At 63.0% G+C, this 21,518-nt stretch carries 17 protein-coding genes and 1 pseudogene; 17 read left to right on the top strand and 1 reads right to left on the bottom strand.

Going from position 1 to position 21,518, the window contains the following annotated elements:
* Positions 1-27: 27 nt before the first annotated feature.
* The 5 genes from E0D86_RS03010 (at position 28) to E0D86_RS02990 (ending at position 5,911) form a co-directional block, all read left to right on the top strand.
* Positions 28-1,251 carry a CmpA/NrtA family ABC transporter substrate-binding protein gene (locus E0D86_RS03010; RefSeq protein WP_131648480.1) on the top strand — a complete coding sequence of 408 codons (1,224 nt, stop codon included), beginning with the start codon at positions 28-30 and terminating at the stop codon, positions 1,249-1,251.
* Between the two features lie 11 nt (positions 1,252-1,262).
* Positions 1,263-1,841: an ANTAR domain-containing response regulator gene (locus E0D86_RS03005; protein ID WP_131648479.1), complete on the top strand. Its 579-nt coding sequence runs from the start codon at positions 1,263-1,265 to the stop codon at positions 1,839-1,841.
* A gap of 305 nt (positions 1,842-2,146) precedes the next feature.
* Positions 2,147-2,590, top strand: a complete 444-nt coding sequence (locus E0D86_RS03000; RefSeq protein WP_131648478.1) for a thioesterase family protein — start codon at positions 2,147-2,149, stop codon at positions 2,588-2,590.
* A gap of 359 nt (positions 2,591-2,949) precedes the next feature.
* The gene (locus E0D86_RS02995; RefSeq protein ID WP_131648477.1) at positions 2,950-4,161 is read left to right on the top strand and encodes an MFS transporter; all 1,212 of its coding nucleotides are present in this window, start codon (positions 2,950-2,952) and stop codon (positions 4,159-4,161) included.
* A gap of 148 nt (positions 4,162-4,309) precedes the next feature.
* Entirely contained in the window at positions 4,310-5,911 is a 1,602-nt protein-coding gene (locus E0D86_RS02990) for a protein kinase (RefSeq protein WP_371924040.1), read from the top strand.
* Positions 5,912-5,923: 12 nt separating this feature from the next.
* Here E0D86_RS02990 and E0D86_RS02985 read toward each other — a convergent pair whose 3' ends face one another.
* Positions 5,924-6,235 carry a class I SAM-dependent methyltransferase gene (locus E0D86_RS02985; RefSeq protein ID WP_131648475.1) on the bottom strand — a complete coding sequence of 104 codons (312 nt, stop codon included), beginning with the start codon at positions 6,233-6,235 and terminating at the stop codon, positions 5,924-5,926.
* 449 nt (positions 6,236-6,684) lie between these two features.
* Here E0D86_RS02985 and E0D86_RS02980 point away from each other — a divergent pair.
* The 12 genes and pseudogenes from E0D86_RS02980 to nuoJ form a co-directional block, all read left to right on the top strand.
* Positions 6,685-7,885, top strand: a pseudogene (locus E0D86_RS02980) (NAD(P)/FAD-dependent oxidoreductase); the annotation flags it as partial.
* A 124-nt stretch (positions 7,886-8,009) separates the two neighbouring features.
* The gene (locus E0D86_RS02975) at positions 8,010-10,706 is read left to right on the top strand and encodes a nitrate reductase (RefSeq protein WP_131648473.1); all 2,697 of its coding nucleotides are present in this window, start codon (positions 8,010-8,012) and stop codon (positions 10,704-10,706) included.
* A gap of 73 nt (positions 10,707-10,779) precedes the next feature.
* Positions 10,780-11,517: a uroporphyrinogen-III C-methyltransferase gene (gene cobA, locus E0D86_RS02970; protein WP_131648472.1), complete on the top strand. Its 738-nt coding sequence runs from the start codon at positions 10,780-10,782 to the stop codon at positions 11,515-11,517.
* Between the two features lie 257 nt (positions 11,518-11,774).
* A complete protein-coding gene (locus E0D86_RS02965; RefSeq protein ID WP_131648471.1) occupies positions 11,775-12,182 on the top strand; it encodes an NADH-quinone oxidoreductase subunit A in 408 nt (135 codons plus the stop codon).
* A 10-nt stretch (positions 12,183-12,192) separates the two neighbouring features.
* Positions 12,193-12,867, top strand: coding sequence for an NADH-quinone oxidoreductase subunit B family protein (locus E0D86_RS02960; RefSeq protein WP_014852512.1), 675 nt, complete (start codon positions 12,193-12,195; stop codon positions 12,865-12,867).
* 64 nt (positions 12,868-12,931) lie between these two features.
* Positions 12,932-14,713 carry an NADH-quinone oxidoreductase subunit C/D gene (gene nuoC / locus E0D86_RS02955; protein ID WP_131648470.1) on the top strand — a complete coding sequence of 594 codons (1,782 nt, stop codon included), beginning with the start codon at positions 12,932-12,934 and terminating at the stop codon, positions 14,711-14,713.
* Between the two features lies 1 nt (position 14,714).
* The gene (nuoE, locus tag E0D86_RS02950; protein ID WP_131648469.1) at positions 14,715-15,209 is read left to right on the top strand and encodes an NADH-quinone oxidoreductase subunit NuoE; all 495 of its coding nucleotides are present in this window, start codon (positions 14,715-14,717) and stop codon (positions 15,207-15,209) included.
* A 5-nt stretch (positions 15,210-15,214) separates the two neighbouring features.
* Positions 15,215-16,552, top strand: a complete 1,338-nt coding sequence (nuoF, locus tag E0D86_RS02945) for an NADH-quinone oxidoreductase subunit NuoF (protein WP_131648961.1) — start codon at positions 15,215-15,217, stop codon at positions 16,550-16,552.
* Between the two features lie 136 nt (positions 16,553-16,688).
* Positions 16,689-19,394, top strand: a complete 2,706-nt coding sequence (nuoG, locus tag E0D86_RS02940; protein ID WP_131648468.1) for an NADH-quinone oxidoreductase subunit NuoG — start codon at positions 16,689-16,691, stop codon at positions 19,392-19,394.
* Positions 19,391-20,386: an NADH-quinone oxidoreductase subunit NuoH gene (gene nuoH, locus E0D86_RS02935; RefSeq protein WP_131648467.1), complete on the top strand. Its 996-nt coding sequence runs from the start codon at positions 19,391-19,393 to the stop codon at positions 20,384-20,386. Before nuoG ends, nuoH begins: the two co-directional genes overlap by 4 nt.
* 12 nt (positions 20,387-20,398) lie before the next feature.
* Positions 20,399-20,947 (top strand): NADH-quinone oxidoreductase subunit NuoI, encoded by a 549-nt coding sequence (gene nuoI / locus E0D86_RS02930; RefSeq protein WP_131648466.1) that lies wholly within the window; start codon positions 20,399-20,401, stop codon positions 20,945-20,947.
* A gap of 70 nt (positions 20,948-21,017) precedes the next feature.
* The gene (nuoJ, locus tag E0D86_RS02925; protein ID WP_058078281.1) at positions 21,018-21,518 is read left to right on the top strand and encodes an NADH-quinone oxidoreductase subunit J; all 501 of its coding nucleotides are present in this window, start codon (positions 21,018-21,020) and stop codon (positions 21,516-21,518) included.

Raw genomic sequence — 21,518 nt, 5'->3', positions numbered from 1 at the left:
CGTCCAGCATGTCGAAGGCCCGTCCGTATGACTCATCCCAACACGCCGCCACGGCCCGATCCATTGGCCTGGGTCACGGGCAGCGATGCACCGGAAAAGCACGTCGTCAATCTCGGCTTCATGGCCCTGACCGATGCCGCATCGCTGATCGTTGCCGCCACGCAAGGCTTTGCTCAACCCTACGGCTTGACCCTCAATCTGCAACGGCAAACGTCCTGGTCGAATATTCGCGACAAGCTGATCGAAGGTGAGCTGGACGCCGCCCATGGTCTGTACGGCCTGATCTATGCCGTGCATCTGGGTATCGGCGGCAACGCGCCGATAGACATGGCGGTGCTCATGGGTCTGGCGCAAAACGGCCAGAGCATCAACTTGTCCAGCACGCTCAAGACGTCTGGCGTGACCGATCCCGAAGCGCTCAACCGCAGCGTGCGCCAGAGCGGTGCAAAACTCGTTCTGGCGCAGACCTTTCCCACCGGCACGCATGCCCTCTGGCTGTACTACTGGCTGGCCGCCCACGGCATCCATCCACTGAACGACGTACATACGCTGGTGGTGCCGCCTTCGCAAATGGTGGCGCACCTGCAAGCAGGTCGCATCGATGGCTTCTGCGCTGGCGAACCCTGGGGCGCCCAGGCAATCAGGGAAGACCTGGGCTTCACCCTGGCCACCAGCCAATCGATCTGGCCCGACCATCCGGAAAAGGTGCTGGGCTGCACGCGCGCCTTCGTCGAGCAATATCCCAACACTGCCCGCGCGCTGGTCATGGCAATTCTCGAAGCCAGCCGTTTCATCGACGAGAGCCAGGAGAATCGACGCAGCACCGCGCAGTTGATCGCCGGCAACGGCTACGTCGATGCACCGGTGGCAGCCATCGAGCCGCGTTTCCTCGGCCAGTATGAAGATGGCCTGGGGCGCGCCTGGCAGGACAGCCACCCGTTGCGCTTCTTCGGCAATGGCGAGGTGAACATGCCCTACCATTCCGACGGCCTCTGGTTCATGACCCAACTGCGCCGCTGGGGCCTGTTGCGTCAAGATCCGGACTATCTGGCCGTTGCGCAGAAGGTGCAGCAAACCAGCCTCTACCGCGATGCGGCGACGGAATTGAACATTCCCGTGCCGGACTCGGTCATGCGCAGCGCCGTGCTGATGGATGGCAGTCGCTGGAACGGCAGCGACCCGGCGGCTTATGCGCGCAGCTTCGCCTTGCATGCTCTAACGGATACCGCCGTGCTCTCTGAGCCGAGCTAGGGGAGAAAGCCATGCTTCGCGTCCTTCTGATCGACGATACGCCCCGCAAGGTCGGTCGCCTGCGCGCCGCGCTGATGGAAGCCGGCTTCGAGGTGATCGAGGAATCCGGCCTGACCATTGATATGCCCGAGCGGGTCGAAGCGATTCGCCCCGACGTAGTGCTGATCGATACCGACTCACCTGGCCGAGACGTGATGGAGCAGGTAGTGATGGTCAGCCGCGATCAGCCGCGGCCCATCGTGATGTTCACCGACGACGACAACCCCGATGCCATGCGCCAGGCGATTCGCGCTGGTGTCAGCGCCTATATCGTCGAAGGCATCCAGGCTCAGCGCCTGAAACCCATCCTCGACGTGGCCATGGCCCGCTTCGAAAGCGATCAGGCGATCCGCGCGCAACTGCAAGCGCGCGATCAGCAGCTGATCGAACGCAAGCGCATCGAACTGGCCAAAGGCATGCTGATGAAGATGCGCGACTGCAACGAGGAAGACGCCTACACCCTGATGCGCCGCCAGGCCATGAGCCGCCAGCAGAAGCTGATTCAGGTGGCCGAACAGATCATCGCGATGAACGAATTGCTTGGCCAGTGAAGTTACCGGGCCGTAGGGTGCGCGGAGCGCACCCTACAAAGCATCCGCTACAAGGCCGAAGACTTGCGGGCCGTCACCGCAGAACGTGCCCTCCAGCTGTCCGATGATGGCCTGGATGCGCGCAATTCCTCCCCCATGTTACCGGGGCCGTAGGGTGCGCTCCGCGCACCGCAGGGCACCAAGTGCTGATGCGCGGAGCGCACCCTCAAAGCATCCGCTACAAGGCTGCAGGCTTGCAGGACATGCCTTCCAGCCGCCCCGTGATGCCCTAGAATGCGCGCCATTCCTCCTCGACCGAGCACACCATGGCCCGCCTGACCATGCAGTTTCCCGAAGACCAGTTCTGCTTCACCACGCAACTGACCGTACGCATCACCGACATCAACGCCGCCAACCATCTGGCCAACGATTCGATGATCTCGATGATTTCCGAAGCCCGCGCGCGCTTTCTGTTTGCCTACGGCATCGCTGAATCTCGCAAGGACGGCAGCGGCATCATCGTCACCGACCTCGCCACTACCTACAAAGCCGAAGCCCATGCGCGTGACGTGCTGCTGTTCGAAGTCGGCGTGATGGACTTCAACCGCTATGGTGGCGACATCACCTTCCGCATTACCCGGCCCGCCGACGGCACCCTGATCGCCATGGCCAAATCCGGTTTCGTTTTCTATGACTATCTGAACAAGCGCGTCGTGCCGATGCCCAGCGAGTTCGACGCGAAGTTCCCCAAGGCTAACCGCATCGGCTGAAAACGCCCCACTTCGAAGCACGACACACCTGAGGTGCGCCCATTTCGCTCGGCAGCGAAGCCCTGACCTGCGCGCGAAGCCGCTAAACGTCAGGCTTCGACTCTTGGCACAACCAATGCTTAGTGCACATCAGGTAGCCAAAGGCGGTTACTCACAGACATGACAAAGGCGTCGCGTTGCCCCGTCGAGACTGACGGCGGTTTCGCGGCGCTTTTTCGTTTGCTCCAGGGATCGGGGCGCGATGGCAACGACCCAGCCATTCGCAACAGCTTCGAGCGCGCAGCCGGATCGGCTGGGCAGTCACCGCATGGCCGCCGCCTATTTCGGCGCGGCGGTTACACCGTCTAGTGAGGTATTCAATGAATACGAGTTTCTGGAAAGCCGGCCATACGCCGACGCTCTTCTCCGCCTTTCTCTATTTCGATCTGAGTTTCATGGTCTGGTACGTGCTCGGCCCGATGGGCGTGCAGATCGCTGCTGATCTCGGGCTGACCACGCAGCAGCGTGCCTTCATGGTGGCTACACCCATTCTCTCCGGCGCCGTTCTGCGTCTGGTGCTGGGTATGCTGGCCGACCGCACCTCACCGAAGGCAGCTGGGCTGTTCGGCCAGATCGTGGTGATCGCCGCGCTGTTCGTGGCCTGGCTCCACGGCGTCCACAGCTATGAGCAAGCGCTGCTGCTCGGGCTGTTCCTCGGCATGGCAGGTGCCTCGTTCGCCGTCGCGCTGCCGTTAGCGTCACAGTGGTATCCGCCGCAGCATCAGGGCAAGGCCATGGGTATCGCCGGTGCCGGCAACTCCGGGACCGTCCTTGCAGCATTGTTTGCACCTGTGCTGGCAACGATGTTCGGCTGGAGCAACGTGTTCGGCCTGGCGCTGATCCCGCTGGTACTGACCCTGATCATCTTCGCCAGCGTCGCCAAGAACGCACCGAACCGTCCCGCGCCGAAGTCCTTCGCCGACTACATGAAGGCGTTGGGTGACCGCGATAGCTGGTGGTTCATGTTCTTCTACAGCGTGACGTTCGGCGGCTTCCTCGGACTGGCCAGCACCCTGCCCGGCTACTTTCACGACCAGTACGCGTTCGACCCGGTCAAGGCCGGCTACTACACCGCTGCCTGCGTGTTCGCTGGGAGCTTGTTGCGGCCGCTGGGTGGCGCGCTGGCCGACCGTATCGGCGGCATCCGCTCGCTGCTGGTGATGTATACCGTGACGGCCATCTGCCTGTTCATCGTCGGGTTCAATCTGCCGAGCTCGACGGCCGCATTGGCGTTGTTCGTCGTCGCCATGCTCAGCCTCGGTGCCGGCAACGGCGCGGTGTTCCAGTTGGTTCCGCAGCGCTTCAACAAGGAAATCGGCGTGATGACCGGGCTAGTCGGCATGGCCGGCGGCATCGGGGGCTTCCTGCTCACAGCCGGCCTGGGCGCCGTCAAGCAGGCCACAGGCGACTACCAGCTGGGCCTCTGGCTGTTCGCCAGCCTGGGTGCGTTGGCCTGGTTCGGCCTCTATGGTGTCAAGCGTCGTTGGAGAACCACCTGGGGGTCGGCGGCAATGACAGTGGCAAGGGTATAAAAGAAGCAGCTGGAAGCTGGAAGCGTTGCATTTAACTTCTAGCTTCGAGCTAAACCTGATCGCTTCGGATCGACTTATGCCACTTCAACTTTCCTTCGGCGAAGCCACCGCAACCGGTCCGCGTGCAGAAAATCAGGACGCGCTGCGTATCGTCACGCCGACGCTAGGCCTTGCGGCAAGCAAGGGTGCGCTGTTCGCTATCGCCGATGGTGTCAGCCAGTGCGCGGACGGCGGCCTGGCGGCGCGGACAACTCTGCAGGCATTGGCGACCGATTACTACGCCACACCGGAAACCTGGACCGTCGCGCAGTCGCTCGATCGAGTACTGGTTGCCCACAATCGCTGGCTGCAAGCCAACGGTGGCGGGCAGCCGTTGCTGACGACATTGACCGCACTGGTGCTGCGTGGCCGTCGATTCACCCTCGCCCATGTTGGCGACTGCCGGGCTTATCGCTGGTATGACGGCCAGCTACAGGGGCTGAGCGAAGACCATGTGTGGGACCAGCCGAACATGCAGCACGTGCTCAAGCGTGCCATGGGCCTGGATCAGCACCTGGTGGTGGATTACCTCGACGGCGAACTACGGCTCGGCGAATCCTTCGCGCTGCTCAGCGACGGCGTCTGGGCCAGCATCGCCGAGGATGATATCCGGAACGTTCTTAGCGCCGAGCCAGATCTATCCAGCGCAACCAGAACGCTGGTCGATCTCGCGCACCAGAGCGGCAGCCAAGACAACGCCAGCGCCCTGCTGCTACGGGTCGACGAACTCCCGCAAGCGGCGCTTGCCGATTCGCTCGCTCAGCTGGCCGATTGGCCGTTGCCACCCAGATTGCGGCTCGGCCAGACATTCGAAGGCTGGACCGTCGAGGCGTTGCTGGCCGAGTCGCGCCAGTCGCTGGTCTACCGGGTGCGCGATCAACAGGGTCAGCCCTGGCTGCTCAAGACCTTGCCGCCGAGCCGGGCTGACGAACCCGAAGCCGGACCAGCCCTGCTGCAAGAGGAATGGTTTCTGCGCCGAGTCGCCGGTCGTCATTTCCCCGAGCTCCACGACCTGCCCCAACGCCAACACCTTTACTACGTGCAGCGCGAATACAGCGGCCAGACGCTCGCCCAGCGCTTCAAGCAGCAAGGCCCGATGTTGCTGGTCGACTGGCTGCAGTTGGCGCCGCGCCTGATCCGCGCACTGGGCATGTTGCATCGACGCAACATTCTGCACCGCGACATCAAACCGGAAAATCTCCACCTGGACGACGCGGACGAGCTGAGCCTGCTGGATTTCGGTCTGGCCTATTGTCCAGGCCTCTCGCAGGATTCGCCGCACAAGCTGCCAGGTACGCCGAGTTTTATCGCACCCGAAGCCTTCAGTGGCTTGGAACCGAGCCGGGGACAGGACCTCTACGCGGCAGGCGTCACGCTCTACTACCTGCTCACCGGGCGCTATCCCTACGGTGAGATCGAGGCTTTCCAGCGTCCCCGTTTCGGTACGCCGGTATCGGCCAGCCGCTATCGACCTGACTTACCCCAGTGGCTGGATGAAATGCTCAGACGCGCAGTTGCGGCCGAGCCCACGCAGCGCTTCGAAACAGCGGAAGAATGGCTGCTGGTACTGGAACAGGGTGAGCGCCTGGCAAGCAACGCGCCGACGCGGCCATTGCTCGAGCGAGAGCCATTGAAGGTCTGGCGCGGCCTCGCCCTGTACTCTCTGCTGCTGAATCTGGTGCTGCTGGTGTGGCTGGCCAAAGGCGACTAAGCGATTGGCGGCTCACCGCCGAACGATCAGGCCTTGGCGCGCGACACGCGTCAGCTCGCGCACGCACTCCTCAAGCCGCTCGCCGCTCGGCGCCTGAATGACTGCCAGATCGAAACTGTTCGTGGCGAAATGCGCCAGCGATTCATCAGCACCTGTGAACTGAACGAGAAAAGCGCGCGGCTTTCCCCAGCGCTTTGGCCAACCGTCCAGATAGCGCAACAGCGACGGTTGATGATTACCGCCAAGGAGAATTTTCGGATTGCTGCGGACCAGCCCGCTGGTGATGGGGGCCAAACGTAGACAGGTGCGTTGCGATGCATTCATGAAAGATATCCCGCCTCGAGGATTCCGCTGGGCAGCGGTGGGAGGCGACACCGAACCAGCGCTTTAGCGGTATTTCGAAGCCTTCGGCTCCAGGCGCCCCGCAAGTAGCTGACTAAATCGGCGCATGAGGCGAAACAATAAAAAGCGACACGGGTGCTGTCAACGGCGAATTTTCCGCGTGCTAGATAGTTTGGCTGCACCAGTGCTGCACGGCGCGCATCATAGCGGTGCAAAAAACACAGCCTCAGCATTCCCCGTCGCTGACGCTAAGCGCCGGAAACCAAGCGAACGCAGGGTTGGCACAGCCCCTGCATTGTCAAGAGCAACACAAGCCGGGCCTTCAATGTGGAGGGCCGGGCTCCGAATACGGAACAAGGACAAAGGCGTCCTCACCGGGTAACTGGTGGGGGCGCCTTTTTCGTTGACGCCCAGCTCGCGCGGAGAACGGCATGAAAAAACTCAGACTCGTGATGATCGGCAATGGCATGGCCGGGGTTCGTACCCTGGAGGAACTGCTCAAGCTCGCCCCTGATCTCTACGACATCACGGTATTCGGCGCCGAGCCCCATCCCAACTACAACCGTATCCTGCTTTCGCCCGTATTGGCCGGCGAGCAAACCTTCGAGGAGATCGTGCTCAACGACCTCGACTGGTATGCGAAGAACGGCATCCGCCTGCTACTCAACCGCAAGGTGATTCAGATCGACCGGATCAGGCGTCGGGTAATCGCTGAGGACGGCAGCGAAGCCGAGTATGACCGCCTGCTCATCGCCACCGGTTCGACACCCTTCATCCTGCCGATTCCCGGCAATCAGCTCGACGGGGTGATCGGCTATCGCGATATCGCCGACACCCAGGCGATGCTGGACGCCGCCAGGAACCACAGGCACGCCGTGGTAATCGGTGGCGGATTACTCGGGCTGGAAGCGGCCAACGGCCTGAAGCTGCGCGGCATGCAGGTGACCGTAGTGCACCTCGGCGAATGGCCAATGGAGCGCCAGCTCGACCAGAGCGCCGGCACCTTGTTGCAGAACGCGCTGCAAGCCCGCGGCCTGACCTTCAGGATGAACAAGCAGACCGCTGAACTGATTGGCAACGATCAGGGCCGGGTCCAGGCCGTACGCTTCACCGACGGCGAAGTGATCAACGCCGATCTGGTAGTTATGGCCGCCGGTATCCGACCCAATAGCGCACTGGCGGAGCAAGCCGGAATCCCCTGCAACCGCGGCATCCTCGTCAGCGACACCCTGCAGACCTATGACCCCCGCATCTATGCCGTCGGTGAGTGCGCCAGCCATCGGGGCACCGCCTATGGGCTGGTCGCGCCCTTGTTCGAACAGGCTCGGGTCTGCGCCAATCACCTGGCAATGCTGGGCTTCTCCCGTTACCCGGGCTCGGTGACGTCGTCCAAGCTGAAGGTCACCGGAATCGACCTGTTTTCTGCCGGTGATTTCATCGGCGGTGAAGGCACCGAGACCATCACCCTCTCCGACCCCATCGGCGGCGTGTACAAGAAACTGGTGATCAAGGACGACGTCCTCGTCGGCGCCTGCCTGTACGGCGACACCTCCGATGCCGGCTGGTATTTACGCCAGGTACGCGAGAGTCAGAACGTCAGTGATATTCGGGATTGCTTGATGTTCGGCCCCGACTCGGGCGTTGGGGCTGATGCCCGGCGCAACGGTAGCGAATCCGGCGCCGTTCGGCTTTCAACGGATAGCGCAACCGAATGCGCCTGACGGCGCACTGTCCCACCGAGTCAGGAGAGAACGCCATGCGCCAAACCACCGCCTCCACCTGCTGCTACTGCGGCGTCGGCTGCGGCGTGCTGATCGAACACGACGGCGAGCGCATCCTCGATGTCGCTGGCGACCCGAATCATCCAGCCAACTTCGGCAAGCTGTGCAGCAAGGGATCGACCTTGCACCTGACCGGTGATCTCGACGCCCGCGCGCTCTACCCCGAGCTGCGCCTGAGCAAGGGCCTGGCCCGTGCCCGCACCGGCTGGGACAGCGCGCTCGACCATGCCGCTCATGTATTCGCCGAGACGATTGCCAAACACGGCCCGGACAGCGTCGCCTTCTACATCTCCGGTCAGTTGCTGACCGAGGATTACTATGCGTTCAACAAGCTCGCCCGCGCGCTGGTCGGCACCAACAATATCGACTCCAACTCGCGCCTGTGCATGTCGTCCGCCGTGGCCGGTTACAAGCGCAGCCTCGGTGCCGACGCGCCACCGTGCAGCTACGAAGACATCGAACAAAGCGACTGTTTGCTGATCGTCGGTAGCAACATGGCCTATGCCCACCCGGTGCTGTTTCGCCGCCTGGAAGAAGCCAAGGCGAAGCGACCAGAAATGAAAGTCATCGTGGTCGACCCGCGCCGCACCGACACCTGCGACCTGGCCGACCTGCACCTGGCGATCCTGCCCGGCAGCGATGTCGCGCTGTTCCACGGCATTCTGCACCTACTCCTGTGCGAGGGCTGGGTCGACCGGTACTTTATCGAGGCCCACACCGAAGGCTTCGACGAACTCGGGCGCATGGTGCGTGAGTACAACCCGACCAGGGTCGCGGATCTATGCGGCATCCACGTAGAAGAGTTACAGAAGTGTGCTCGGTTGATTGGTCGTGCTGACCGCTTTCTTTCTCTGTGGTGCATGGGCGTAAACCAATCCACCGCCGGCACCGACAAGAACAGTGCCCTGATCAATCTGCACCTGGCCACCGGCCAGATTGGCAAACTCGGTGCAGGCCCCTTCTCGCTGACCGGCCAGCCCAACGCCATGGGTGGGCGTGAAACCGGCAGCCTGTCCAACCTGTTGCCAGGCCATCGCGAATCGGGCAACGCGGGGCATCGTGCCGAAGTCGCTAATTACTGGAACATCCCTGCGCTGCCTGAAGCGCCGGGCCTGTCTGCCATCGAACTGTTCGATGCCGTACGCAGCGGCAAGGTCAAGGCGCTGTGGATCGCCTGCACCAATCCCGCGCAGTCGATGCCTGATCAGCAGAGCATTCATCAAGCGCTGGCGGCGTGCCCTTTCGTGGTCGTCCAGGAAGCTTTTTTCACCACCGAGACCTGCCGCTACGCCGACCTGCTGCTGCCCGCGGCCAGCTGGGGCGAAAAGGACGGCACCGTAACCAACTCCGAGCGCCGCGTCAGCCATGTGCGACGCGCCATTCCCGCACCGGGCGAGGCGCGCACCGATTGGTCGATCACCTGTGATTTTGCTCGCCGGCTGGAAAGCCTGATGCGCCCCGGTCAAGCCAGCCTGTTCGCGTTCGACACCGCCGCCGCGCTGTTCGAGGAATACAAACTGCTCACCCAGGGCCGTGACCTGGACCTGTCCGGTCTCAGTCACGCGGTGATTGACCAGCTCGGCCCACAGCAATGGCCCTTCCCTGCCGGCAGCCAGCGAGGCACGCCGCAGCTCTATGGCGACGGCGTGTTTCCGACCGATAACGGCCGCGCACGCTTTATCGCTGAGCACTATCAGGCGCCGAAGGAGAAACGCGAAACCCAATTCCCGCTGACGCTGAACACAGGTCGGCTTCGCGATCACTGGCATGGCATGAGCCGCACCGGCACCGCCGCGCGCCTGTTCGGCCATGTCGAAGAAGCGCTGCTGAGCATGAGCGCTGAGGACATGCGTAGCCGTCTGCTGCTCGATGGCCAACTGGTCAAGGTCCGCAGTCGCCGTGGCGAGCTGCTGTTGCCGGTACGTGAGGACGACAGCCTGCGCCCTGGCCAGGTCTTCATGCCCATGCATTGGGGTGATCGCTTCCTCAAGGGGTTGGGCGTCAACCGGCTCACGTTGCCGGCATTCGACCCGATTTCGAAGCAACCCGAACTCAAGCATGCCGGTGTCGAGGTGGAGAAGATCGAGCTGCCCTGGCAGTTCTTCGCCCTCGTCGAAGGCTCGGTGCAGCAACGTTTCGAGGCGCTGCGCCCATTGTTCGAAGGGTTCGCCTACGCCAGTTTCAGCCTTGCCGGGCGGGACCAGGCAGCGTTGGTGATCCGCGCCGCTGGTAGCGAGGCGCCGAGCACAGCGTTACTGGCGCAGCTCAATCATTTGCTGCGACTGGATGAAGGTCCGGTACTGATCTACGACGACCCGCGCCGCAGGGTTGGCAAACGGGTGCGCATCGAAGACGGCCGCATCGTCGCGCTCAGCTTGTCCGGCGAAACCGCCGCACGCCACTGGCTGAAGCAGCTCTGGCACGACGGCAAGGCCGATCCGGCGCTGCGCCGCTGGTTGCTGGCCCCGCTAAGCACGCCGCCTGGCAGTGATATGCGCGTCAGCAAGATTCTGTGCAACTGCATGAACGTCAGCCATGACGCGGTCTGTGCGGGAGTGGAGCGGGGCCTGGATCTGGATGGTTTGAAGCGTGAACTGGGCTGTGGGACCAGCTGTGGTTCCTGCGTACCGGAAATCAGGCGACTGCTGATGAAACAGCCAACGATGGCCTGAACGACATCGATGACGGAACAAGCGATGCATAGCGCATCGTCAGCACGATCGAAGCAGCATGAGAGGTAGACACATGAGCGCAAAAGTATGGCTGGTGGGAGCAGGTCCCGGTGATCCGGAACTATTGACGCTCAAGGCCGTGCGGGCCATGGGCGAGGCGCAGGTAGTACTGATCGACGACTTGGTCAATCCCGCCGTGCTCGAACACTGCCCGAACGCGCGGGTGATCCCGGTGGGCAAGCGCGGCGGCTGCCGCTCGACGCCGCAGGTCTTCATCCATAGATTGATGTTGCGCTACGCACGCCAGGGCAAGTGTGTGGTGCGCCTGAAAGGCGGCGATCCGTGCATTTTCGGACGTGGCGGTGAAGAAGCGGAATGGCTGGCGCAGCGTGGCGTCGAAGTGGAGATCGTCAATGGCATAACCGCAGGCCTTGCCGGCGCGACTCAGTGCGGTATTTCGCTGACCCATCGCGGCGTCGCCCGTGGCGTTACCTTGGTTACAGCACATACGCTGGATGGCAGCAGTCCCGAATGGCACGCGCTGGCGAAAACCGGCACGACATTGGTCGTCTACATGGGCGTCAGCAGCCTGCATCAGGTACAGGCCGGCCTGATCGAAGGCGGTCTGCCGGCGTGGACCGCCGTCGCGATGATCGAAAACGCCTCCCTTACGCAGCAACGTGAATGCCGCTCCAGCCTGGCAGACATGTGCCGCGATGCCCTGGCCTTTCAGCTGAAAAGTCCGGCGATCCTGGTGATCGGCCAGGTCGCCGCGCACGCGCAGATCATGTCCGGTAACCGTGTAGCCTGACCGAACAGGATGAACTGCCCATCAATCCAGTTTGCGACAGCCGGTTATCCACCTATGTTAGGCCCGACTCGGCGCCGTCTCGCGGCATACAACAATCGAAGCCATCAATGAAATGCGGGAAATACTTCAATATGTTTCATGTAGAAACATGTACTTAAACTTTAGGTAGGCATAGAATGCCCGGCCATTAGGGGTTGCGACGCTTGGTCGCTGTCGCAAGCTGGACATACATAAGCCGTTCCGTTAAGGGGCCCGGCATGCCTGATGTATCCCTGTCTCATAACTGGGGCTTCGCTGTATTTGTTCTCGGCGTTATCGCGCTATGCGCATTCATGCTCGGCGTATCCAGCCTGCTCGGCAGCAAAGCCTGGGGCCGCGCCAAGAACGAACCTTTCGAGTCCGGCATTCTGCCCACGGGCAACGCACGGCTGCGTTTCTCCGCAAAATTCTATCTGGTCGCGATGCTCTTCGTGATCTTCGACGTTGAAGCCCTTTATCTCTTTGCCTGGGCTGTCTCGGTGCGCGAAAGCGGCTGGGCGGGCCTCATTGAAGCTACCGTATTCATAGCAATTCTGTTGGCGGGTCTTGTCTACCTTTGGCGGGTGGGTGCGCTCGATTGGGCGCCATCCAGCCGTCGCGAGCGACAGGCGAAGCTAAAACAATGAGGCTTTTCACATGCAATACAAACTTACCCGGATCGATCCGGATGCGGTCAATGACCGTTATCCGATCGGCCAGCAGGAGACTGTTGCCGATCCATTAGAAGACCAGGTTCATCGCAACATCTACATGGGCAAGCTGGAAGACGTGCTGAGTGGCGCGGTCAACTGGGGGCGCAAGAATTCCCTCTGGCCGTACAACTTCGGCCTGTCGTGCTGCTATGTGGAGATGACCACTGCCTTCACCGCGCCTCATGACATCGCCCGCTTCGGTGCCGAAGTAATCCGTGCTTCGCCGCGCCAGGCCGACTTCATGGTTATCGCCGGTACCTGCTTCATCAAGATGGCGCCCATCATCCAGCGCCTTTACGAGCAAATGCTCGAACCCAAGTGGGTCATCTCCATGGGTTCGTGCGCCAACTCCGGTGGTATGTACGACATCTACTCAGTCGTTCAGGGCGTGGACAAGTTCCTCCCCGTGGACGTGTACATACCCGGCTGCCCGCCCCGCCCCGAGGCGTTCCTGCAAGGCTTGCAACTGCTGCAGGAATCCATCGGCAAGGAGCGCCGTCCGCTTTCCTGGGTCGTTGGCGATCAAGGCGTCTATCGCGCCGAGATGCCGTCGCAGAAAGAACAGCGACGCGAACAGCGTATCCAGGTCACCAACCTGCGCAGCCCCGACGACGTGTGAATTCCGGCTTTCCCGACCGGAAGGCCTCCGCACACCCAAACGTTGACCGAAAGCGACCGAGATCATGACTGCAGGCAATGCTCTGTACATCCCGCCCTACAAGGCTGACGACCAGGATATCGTCGTCGAACTGAACGCGCGCTTCGGCGCCGAGACCTTCACGCTGCAACCCAGCCTGACTGGCATGCCAGTACTCTGGGTTCCGCGCGAAAAGCTTATCGAGGTGCTGAGCTTCCTGCGCCAGGCCAGCAAGCCGTACGTGATGCTCTACGACCTGAGCGCCACCGACGAGCGCCTGCGCACCCAGCGTCGCGGCCTGCCTGCCGCCGATTTCAGCGTCTTCTATCACCTGATGTCGCTGGAGCGAAACAGCGACGTGATGATCAAGGTCGCACTGCGCGAAGGCGACATGAACCTGCCCACCGCCGTCTCCGTCTGGCCCAACGCCAACTGGTACGAGCGCGAGATCTGGGACATGTTCGGCATCACCTTCGCCGGCCACCCATTCCTCACCCGCATGCTGATGCCGCCGACTTGGGAAGGCCACCCGCTGCGCAAGGACTACCCGGCGCGCGCCACCGAGTTCGACCCCTATAGCCTGAACGCCGCCAAGCAGGATCTGGAACAGGAAGCCCTGCGCTTCAAGCCCGAAGACTGGGGCATGCAGCGCCACAGCGAGCACGAGGACTACATGTTCCTCAACCTCGGCCCGAACCACCCCTCGGCCCACGGTGCCTTCCGCATCATCCTGCAGCTCGATGGCGAGGAAATCCTCGATTGCGTACCGGAGATCGGCTACCACCATCGCGGCGCCGAGAAGATGGCCGAGCGCCAGAGCTGGCACAGCTTCATCCCCTACACCGACCGCATCGACTACCTCGGCGGGGTGATGAACAACCTGCCTTACGTGCTGGCGGTGGAGAAACTAGCCGGGATCACCGTGCCGTCGCGCGTCGACTTCATCCGCGTGATGATGGCCGAGTTCTTCCGCATCCAGAACCACCTGCTCTATCTCGGCACCTACATCCAAGACGTCGGCGCCATGACGCCGGTGTTCTTCACCTTCACCGACCGCCAGCGCGCCTACAAGGTCATCGAGGCCATCACCGGTTTCCGCATGCACCCGGCCTGGTACCGCATCGGCGGCGTCGCTCACGACCTGCCACGCGGCTGGGACACGCTGGTGCGCGAATTCCTCGATTGGATGCCCAAGCGTCTCAATGAGTACGAAAAGGCCGCACTGAAGAACAGCATTCTCATCGGCCGCACCAAGGGCGTCGCCGCCTACAACACCAAGGAAGCGCTGGAATGGGGCACCACCGGCGCCGGCCTGCGCGCCACCGGCTGCGACTTCGACATTCGCAAGGCACGCCCCTACTCCGGCTATCAGCATTTCGATTTCGAAGTGCCGCTGGCGGTCAATGGCGACGCCTATGACCGCTGCATGGTGAAGATGGGCGAGATGCGCGAGAGCCTGAAGATCATCGAGCAGTGCCTCAAGCACATGCCCGAAGGCCCCTACAAAGCCGACCACCCGCTGACCACGCCGCCGCCGAAAGAGCGCACGCTGGAGCACATCGAAACGCTGATCACGCACTTCCTGCAGGTCTCCTGGGGTCCGGTGATGCCGGCCAACGAGAGCTTCCAGATGATCGAAGCGACCAAGGGCATCAACAGCTATTACCTGACAAGCGACGGCAGCACCATGAGCTACCGCACGCGCATTCGGACGCCCAGCTTCCCGCATCTGCAGCAGATCCCGTCGGTGATCCGCGGCAGCATGATTCCGGACCTGATCGCCTATCTGGGCAGCATCGATTTCGTTATGGCCGACGTGGACCGCTGATATGAGCACTGTTATCAAGACTGACCGTTTCGTCCTCAGCGAAACCGAACGCTCGGCCATCGAGCATGAGATGCACCATTACGAAGACCCGCGTGCGGCCAGCATCGAAGCGCTGAAGATCGTCCAGCAGCAGCGCGGTTGGGTGCCGGATGGTGCCTGCGATGCCATTGGCGAGATCCTCGGCATCCCGGCCAGCGACGTCGAAGGCGTGGCCACCTTCTATAGTCAGATTTTCCGCGTGCCGGTGGGCCGCCACATCATCCGCGTCTGCGACAGCATGACCTGCTACATCGGCGGCCATGAAAGCGTGCTCGACAGCATCAGGAACGAAATCGGCATCGAGCCCGGCCAGACTTCCACCGACGGCCGCTTCACCCTGATTCCGGTGTGCTGCCTGGGCAACTGCGACAAGGCCCCGGCACTGATGATCGACGACGACACCTTCGGCGACGTTCAGCCCGGCGGTGTCGCCCAGTTGCTGGAGGCCTATCAATGAGCGTCATGAAGCAATTGGCATCCTTCGGTCCGGCCAACCGCATCGCCCGTAGCGAAGAAACCCACCCACTGACCTGGCGCCTGCGCGACGACGGCCAGCCGGTCTGGCTCGACGAATATCGCCAGAAGAACGGCTACGCCGCGCTGCGCAAGGCGCTGACCGAAATGGCCCAGGCCGACATCGTGCAAACGGTGAAGGAATCCGGCCTCAAGGGCCGTGGCGGCGCCGGCTTCCCCACGGGCGTGAAGTGGGGCCTGATGCCCGCCGACGAATCGCTGAACATCCGCTACCTGCTGTGCAACGCGGACGAGATGGAGCCCAACACCTGGAAGGACCGCTTGCTGATGGAGCAGCTGCCGCACCTGCTGGTGGAGGGCATGATCATCAGCGCCCGCGCGCTCAAGGCGTATCGGGGCTACATCTTCCTGCGCGGCGAATACGTCGATGCGGCACGCAACCTCAACCGCGCCATCGATGAGGCCAAGGCCGCCGGACTGCTGGGCAAGAACATCCTGGGCAGCGGCTTCGATTTCGAGCTGTTCGTGCACACCGGCGCCGGCCGCTACATCTGTGGCGAGGAAACCGCGCTGATCAACTCGCTGGAAGGCCGTCGCGCCAACCCCCGGGCCAAGCCGCCCTTCCCCGCCGCCGTCGGCGTCTGGGGCAAGCCAACCTGCGTCAACAACGTCGAGACCCTGTGCAACGTGCCGGCGATCATCGGCAACGGCGTGGATTGGTACAAGTCACTCGCCCGCCCCGGCAGCGAAGACCACGGCAGCAAGCTGATGGGCTTCTCCGGCAAGGTGAAGAACCCAGGCATCTGGGAACTGCCCTTCGGCATCACCGCGCGCGAACTCTTTGAGGATTACGCCGGCGGCATGAAGGATGGCTACATCCTCAAATGCTGGCAGCCCGGCGGTGCCGGCACCGGTTTCCTGCTGCCCGAGCACCTCGAGGCGCAGATGTACGCCGGCGGTATCGGCAAGGTCGGTACCCGCATGGGCACCGGCCTGGCGCTGGCCGTCGACCATACCGTCAGCATGGTCTCGCTGCTGCGCAACATGGAAGAGTTCTTCGCCCGCGAATCCTGCGGCTGGTGCACACCGTGCCGTGACGGTCTGCCTTGGAGCGTGAAGACCCTGCGCGCACTGGAGCGCGGCCAGGGCACGCGCCAGGACCTGGACATCCTGCTGCGGCTGGTGGACTTCCTCGGCCCGGGCAAGACCTTCTGCGCCCATGCACCCGGCGCGGTGGAGCCGCTGGGCGCCGCGATCAAGTATTTCCGGGACGAATTCGAGGCGGGTGTCGCCCAGGCGGCAACCGCGCCTCCACAGCCGGCATGAAGAATTGAAAGACGCTGAAGGCTGAACGCTGGATGAAAGAGCCGTACGGCCTCATCCAGCCCTGATCTTCAACCTTCAGCGGACAAAAAGTTTCCTATTAGCCAGACCCGCGCAAGCGGGATGAGAAGACCTAGAAATGGCCACTATCCACGTAGACGGCAAAGACTACGAAGTCGATGGGGCGGACAACCTGCTGCAGGCCTGTCTGTCCCTCGGCCTCGACGTTCCCTATTTCTGCTGGCACCCGGCGCTGGGCAGTGTCGGCGCCTGCCGCCAGTGCGCGGTAAAGCAGTACAGCGACGAGAACGACACCCGCGGTCGCCTGGTCATGTCCTGCATGACGCCCGCCACCGACAACAGCTGGATCTCCATCGACGACGAGGAAGCCAAGGCCTTCCGCGCCAGCGTGGTCGAATGGCTGATGATCAACCACCCGCACGACTGCCCGGTGTGCGAGGAAGGCGGTCACTGCCACCTGCAAGACATGACGGTGATGACCGGCCACAACCAGCGCCGTTATCGCTTCACCAAGCGCACCCACCAGAACCAGGAACTCGGCCCCTTCATCGCCCATGAGATGAACCGCTGCATCGCCTGCTACCGCTGCACGCGTTACTACAAGGATTACGCTGGCGGCACTGACCTCGGCGTGTTCGGTGCCCACGACAACGTCTACTTCGGCCGTGTCGAAGACGGAGTGCTGGAAAGCGAGTTCTCCGGCAACCTCACCGAGGTCTGCCCCACCGGGGTGTTCACCGACAAGACCCACTCCGAGCGCTACAACCGCAAGTGGGACATGCAGTTCGCACCGAGCATCTGCCACGGCTGCGCATCTGGCTGCAACATCAGCCCCGGCGAGCGCTACGGCGAAATCCGCCGCATCGAGAACCGTTTCAACGGCGAGGTGAACCACTACTTCCTCTGCGACCGTGGGCGCTTCGGCTACGGCTACGTCAACCGCAGCGATCGCCCACGCCAACCGCTGCTGGGCGCGGACAGTCTCGGCATCGACGCCGCCCTGGACAGCGCCGCCGAGCTGCTGCGCGGCAAGCGGGTGATCGGCATCGGCTCGCCACGCGCCAGCCTGGAAAGCAACCACGCCCTGCGTGCGCTGGTCGGTGCGGAAAACTTCTACAGCGGCATCGCCGCCAACGAGCTGGAGAATATCCGGCTGATCCGCCAACTGCTGCAGAACGGCCCGCTGCCGGTGCCGACGATGCGCGATATCGAAAGCCACGATGCGGTGTTCATCCTCGGCGAAGACCTGACCCAGACGGCCGCACGTATGGCGCTGGCCGTGCGTCAGGCCGCCAAGGGCAAGGCCACCGAGATCGCCGCCTCGATGAAGATTCAGGACTGGCACATCGCTGCGGTGCAGAACGTCGCACAAGGCGCCCTGCATCCGGTGTTCATCGCCAGCGTCACCGAAACCCGACTCGATGACATCGCCGAACAGAGCGTGCATGCCGCACCGGCCGATCTGGCGCGTCTCGGCTTTGCCGTGGCACATGCCATCGACTCCAGCTCGCCGGCCGTCGATGGCTTGGAAGCCGAAGCCCGCGAGCTGGTGCAGCGCATCGCTGACGCCCTGCTTACTGCCAAGCGCCCGCTGCTGATCAGTGGCACCTCGCTAGGCGAAAAGAGCCTGATCGAAGCCGCCGGCAACATTGCCCAGGCGCTGAAGAATCGCGAAAAGAATGCCTCCCTCAGCCTCATCGTGCCGGAAGCCAACAGCCTCGGCGTGGCGCTGCTCGGTGGCGAACCCGCGGATGCCGCGCTGGATGCGCTGATCGCCGGTGCTGCCGAGGCCGTGATCGTGCTGGAAAACGATCTCTACCGCCGCGTCGATCACACCAAGGTGGATAAGGCACTGGCCGCAGCCAAGGCCGTCATCGTCGCCGATCACCAGCAGACCGCCACCACCGCCAAGGCCCATCTGGTGCTGTCCGCCGCCAGCTTCGCCGAAGCCGATGGCACCCTGGTCAGTCAGGAAGGCCGCGCGCAGCGCTTCTTCCAGGTCTTCGAGCCCAGCTACTACGACGGCAAGATCCTGGTGCGCGAAGGCTGGCGCTGGATGCACGCGCTGCAGTGCACGCTGCAAGGCAAGGCAGTGGACTGGACCAATCTGGATCAGGCCACCGCCGATTGCGCCGCGGCCAACCCGCAGCTGCAGGGCATTCTGGCCGCCGCACCGCTTTCCTCGTTCCGCATCAAGGGCCTGAAAATGGCACGCGAGCCGCTGCGCTACAGCGGACGCACCGCCATGCGCGCCAACATCAGCGTGCACGAGCCGCGTCAGCCGCAGGACCAGGACTCGCCGTTCGCCTATTCCATGGAAGGTTATTCCGGCAGCAAAGAGGATCGCCAGCAGATTCCCTTCGCCTGGTCACCGGGATGGAACTCGCCACAGGCCTGGAACAAGTTCCAGGACGAGGTCGGCGGTCATCTGCGTGCCGGCGACCCCGGTGTGCGCCTGCTCGACGACGTCCGCCAGGATCTGGCCTGGAGATCCGCCCCCGCCGCTTTCGCCCCCGCGCTTGGCAGCTGGCAGGTGGTGCCGCTGCATCATCTGTTCGGCAGCGAGGAAACCACCGCGCTCGCCGCACCGATCCAGAGCCGCATCCCGCAGCCCTATGTCGCCCTGGCCGAAGCAGAAGCCGAGCGCCTTGGCATGGCCGAAGGCGAGCTGCTCAGCCTGCGGGTCGCCGATACGCACCTGCAACTGCCGGTGCGCATCGATGAATCCCTGGGCCTCGGCCTCGTCGGTCTGCCGGTCGGCCTCGAAGGCATTCCGGTACTGAACGGCACCTGCCTGGCCACTGAACTGGAGGCGTCGCGATGAGTTGGCTGACTCCCGAAGTGATCGACGTGATCATCGCCGTCGTCAAGGCGCTGGTGATCATGCTGGCGGTGGTGGTGTGCGGCGCCTTGCTGAGCTTCGTCGAACGCCGCCTGCTGGGCTGGTGGCAGGATCGCTACGGCCCCAACCGGGTCGGGCCGTTCGGCATGTTCCAGATCGCCGCCGACATGCTGAAGATGTTCTTCAAGGAGGACTGGAACCCGCCGTTCGCCGACCGGCTGATCTTCACCCTGGCGCCGGTGGTGGCGATGAGCTCGCTGCTGCTGGCCTTCGTCATCGTGCCGGTCACCCCGACCTGGGGCGTAGCGGACCTGAACATCGGCCTGCTGTTCTTCTTCGCCATGGCTGGCCTCACGGTGTATGCGGTGCTGTTCGCCGGCTGGGCGAGCAATAACAAGTTCGCCCTGCTCGGCGCCCTGCGCGCCTCGGCGCAGACGGTGTCTTACGAGGTTTTCCTCGGACTGTCGCTGATGGGCATCGTCGCCCAGGTCGGCTCGTTCAATATGCGCGACATCGTCGAATACCAGCAGCAGAACCTGTGGTTCATCATTCCGCAGTTCCTTGGTTTCTGTACCTTCTTCATCGCTGGCGTCGCGGTCACCCACCGTCACCCCTTCGACCAGCCGGAGGCCGAGCAGGAGCTGGCCGACGGTTACCACGTCGAGTACGCCGGGATGAAGTGGGGCATGTTCTTCGTCGGCGAGTACATCGGCATCGTGACCATCTCGGCGCTGCTGACCACGCTGTTCTTCGGCGGCTGGCACGGCCCCTTCCTGGATACCCTGCCCTGGCTGTCGTTCTTCTATTTCGCGATCAAGACCGGTTTCTTCATCATGCTGTTCGTGCTGTTGCGCGCCTCGTTGCCGCGCCCGCGCTACGACCAGGTGATGGCCTTCGGCTGGAAGTTCTGCCTGCCGCTGACCCTGATCAACCTGCTGGTGACCGGCGCGCTCGTGCTGGCCGCGGCCCAGTAAGGAGAGAATTCGATGTTCAAGTACATTGGCGCGGTGCTCCACGGCACCTACACCCAACTGCGCAGCCTGGTGATGGTTTTCAGCCATGGCTTTCGCAAGCGCGACACCCTGCAGTATCCCGAAGAGCAGGTCTACCTGCCGCCTCGCTACCGCGGTCGCATCGTCCTCACACGCGACCCGGACGGTGAGGAGCGCTGCGTGGCCTGCAACCTCTGCGCGGTGGCCTGCCCGGTGGGCTGCATCTCGCTGCAGAAGGCCGAGACCGATGAAGGCCGCTGGTATCCGGAGTTCTTCCGCATCAACTTCTCGCGCTGCATCTTCTGCGGCCTGTGCGAAGAAGCCTGCCCAACCAACGCGATCCAGCTCACCCCGGATTTCGAGATGGGCGAATACAAGCGCCAGGACCTGGTGTACGAGAAGGAAGACCTGCTGATTTCCGGCACGGGCAAGTATCACGACTACAACTTCTACCGCGTCTCGGGCCTGGCCATTGCCGGCAAACCGAAGGGCGCCGCGCAGAACGAGGCGGAGCCGATCAACGTCAAGGGGTTGTTGCCATGACGCGCTGTCTATTCGCAGGTTTCCCGCATGCCGGCTTCGCGCCGGACACCCATCGGTCGAGGATGCGTTGATGGAATTCGCCTTCTACTTTTCCGCCGGCGTGGCCGTGGTCGCCACGCTACGCGTGATCACCGGCAGCAATCCGGTGCACGCCCTGCTCTACCTGATCACCTCGCTGCTGGCCGTGTCGATGTGCTTCTTCGCCCTCGGTGCGCCCTTTGCCGGCGCGCTGGAAATCATCGTCTATGCCGGCGCCATCATGGTGCTCTTCGTGTTCGTGGTGATGATGCTCAACCTGGGTCGCAATACCGCCGGCCAGGAGCGCGCCTGGATGGCGCCGCGCGTGTGGATCGGCCCGTCGCTGCTGGCGGCGATCCTACTTGCGCAGCTGCTCTGGGCCTTGTTCTCAGCGCCGGAATACGCACCGGCCGGCCTGACCACCGTCGGCCCCAAGGAAGTCGGCATCGCCCTGTTCGGGCCTTACCTGCTGGCCGTCGAGCTGGCCTCCATGCTGCTGCTGGCGGCACTGGTCGCCGCCTTCCACTTGGGCCGCCACGAGGCGAAGGAGTAA

The sequence above is a fragment of the Pseudomonas sp. IC_126 genome (assembly GCF_004331835.1).
Taxonomy (GTDB): Bacteria; Pseudomonadota; Gammaproteobacteria; order Pseudomonadales; family Pseudomonadaceae; genus Stutzerimonas.
This window is presented reverse-complemented; position numbering and strand designations above follow the sequence as displayed.

What these genes read in the sequence shown, in the direction of transcription:
- E0D86_RS03010 (WP_131648480.1), top strand. Translation starts at nt 28, where the DNA reads ATGACTCATCCCAACACGCCGCCACGGCCCGATCCATTGGCCTGGGTC.
- E0D86_RS03005 (WP_131648479.1), top strand. Translation starts at nt 1,263, where the DNA reads ATGCTTCGCGTCCTTCTGATCGACGATACGCCCCGCAAGGTCGGTCGC.
- E0D86_RS03000 (WP_131648478.1), top strand. Translation starts at nt 2,147, where the DNA reads ATGGCCCGCCTGACCATGCAGTTTCCCGAAGACCAGTTCTGCTTCACC.
- E0D86_RS02995 (WP_131648477.1), top strand. Translation starts at nt 2,950, where the DNA reads ATGAATACGAGTTTCTGGAAAGCCGGCCATACGCCGACGCTCTTCTCC.
- E0D86_RS02985 (WP_131648475.1), bottom strand. Translation starts at nt 6,235, where the DNA reads ATGAATGCATCGCAACGCACCTGTCTACGTTTGGCCCCCATCACCAGC.
- E0D86_RS02975 (WP_131648473.1), top strand. Translation starts at nt 8,010, where the DNA reads ATGCGCCAAACCACCGCCTCCACCTGCTGCTACTGCGGCGTCGGCTGC.
- cobA (WP_131648472.1), top strand. Translation starts at nt 10,780, where the DNA reads ATGAGCGCAAAAGTATGGCTGGTGGGAGCAGGTCCCGGTGATCCGGAA.
- E0D86_RS02965 (WP_131648471.1), top strand. Translation starts at nt 11,775, where the DNA reads ATGCCTGATGTATCCCTGTCTCATAACTGGGGCTTCGCTGTATTTGTT.
- E0D86_RS02960 (WP_014852512.1), top strand. Translation starts at nt 12,193, where the DNA reads ATGCAATACAAACTTACCCGGATCGATCCGGATGCGGTCAATGACCGT.
- nuoC (WP_131648470.1), top strand. Translation starts at nt 12,932, where the DNA reads ATGACTGCAGGCAATGCTCTGTACATCCCGCCCTACAAGGCTGACGAC.
- nuoE (WP_131648469.1), top strand. Translation starts at nt 14,715, where the DNA reads ATGAGCACTGTTATCAAGACTGACCGTTTCGTCCTCAGCGAAACCGAA.
- nuoF (WP_131648961.1), top strand. Translation starts at nt 15,215, where the DNA reads ATGAAGCAATTGGCATCCTTCGGTCCGGCCAACCGCATCGCCCGTAGC.
- nuoG (WP_131648468.1), top strand. Translation starts at nt 16,689, where the DNA reads ATGGCCACTATCCACGTAGACGGCAAAGACTACGAAGTCGATGGGGCG.
- nuoH (WP_131648467.1), top strand. Translation starts at nt 19,391, where the DNA reads ATGAGTTGGCTGACTCCCGAAGTGATCGACGTGATCATCGCCGTCGTC.
- nuoI (WP_131648466.1), top strand. Translation starts at nt 20,399, where the DNA reads ATGTTCAAGTACATTGGCGCGGTGCTCCACGGCACCTACACCCAACTG.
- nuoJ (WP_058078281.1), top strand. Translation starts at nt 21,018, where the DNA reads ATGGAATTCGCCTTCTACTTTTCCGCCGGCGTGGCCGTGGTCGCCACG.